Raw genomic sequence first — 1290 nt, forward strand, 5'->3', positions numbered from 1 at the left:
GCTGAGCCACCCCGGGTTCGATGCAGTGCGGGTTAGTTGGTGCCGGTCAGGGCCGGCTGGGTGTAGGTGTACCACAGGTGTTCGTACTCGGCTGGGGGGCAGTCGCCGATCTCGCCGTGAAGGCGGGTCTCGTTGTACCAGTAGACCCAGTCGATGATGGCTCTCTCGAGCTCAGCCCGGGTCCGCCACGGCCCGTGCAGCTTGACCAGCTCGGCCTTGAAGGTGCCGTTGAGCGCCTCGGCCATGGCGTTGTCGTAGCTGTCACCGACACTGCCGATAGATGCTGCGATGTTCGCCTCGGTGAGCCGGTCTGAGTAGCGGATGGCCGTAAATTGGGCGCCGGCATCGGAGTGATGGGTCAAAGGTCCGGTCACGTCCCGACGGAAGACGGCCATCTCCAGGGCGTCGAGGACCAGCTCTGTGCGCATGTGCGAGGCGATCTGCCAGCCCACGATCATCCGGCTGAACGCGTCGCAGATGAAGCTCACATACAGCCAGCCCTCCCACGTCGAGCAGTAAGTTATGTCGGCCAGCCACAACTGGTTGGGGCGCTGGGCGACGAACTGGCGGCAGACCAGGTCCGGCGGACGGGCGGCATCGGTATCGGCGATCGTGGTGAACAGTTTCTTGCCTCGCTGCACGCCCCGGATGCCCATGTCGGCCATCAGCCGCTCCACCCGGCACCGGCCGATCTCGATGTCCTCCCTGCGGAGCGCGATCCACAACCGCCGAGCTCCGTAACAGGAGTAGTTGGCCTCGAACAACCGGCGGATATCGGCTTTGAGGGCCTCGTCGCGCACCGCCCGGGTGCTGGGCGGCCGGCTCTTGCGGGCGTGATAGGTGCGCTCGGACAGGCCGACCGCCCGGCACATGACCGCTACCGGCCAGCGGTCCCGGTGGGCGTCGATGAACGCCACCCTCACTGTCAGCGGGGGTTCTGCTCCCGGACGAAAAAAGCCGTTGCCGCCTTGAGGATTTCGATGGTGCGCTGCTGGTCGGCCACCTCCTTGCGCAGCTTCTTGATCTCGGCCAGTTCCTCGGACGTCGGCGCCTCGCGCAAGCCTCGGTCCGCTTCGGCCTGGCGGACCCAGCGGCGCAGCGTCTCGGGCGAGGTGATGCCCAGCTGGCCGGCCACCTCGGGGATCTTGCGGTCCCGCTCCAAGACCTCGTCTACCGCCCGGCGGCGGAACTCATCGGAATACTTCTTCGGTCGACCCATCGGGAGCAGTCTCCTTCCCCCATGGCCGAAACCACGGGATAGGCACTGCACCAAACCCGGGGGGACTCAGG

1 pseudogene is annotated in these 1290 nt (G+C 66.4%); it reads right to left on the minus strand.

Annotation, left to right across the window (positions count from 1 at the left end):
• Positions 1–32 precede the first annotated feature (32 nt).
• Positions 33–1219, minus strand: a pseudogene (locus K6U06_RS24460) (IS3 family transposase).
• Positions 1220–1290: the final 71 nt, after the last annotated feature.

The sequence above is a fragment of the Acidiferrimicrobium sp. IK genome (assembly GCF_025499425.1).
Lineage (GTDB): Bacteria > Actinomycetota > Acidimicrobiia > Acidimicrobiales > Palsa-688 > Acidiferrimicrobium.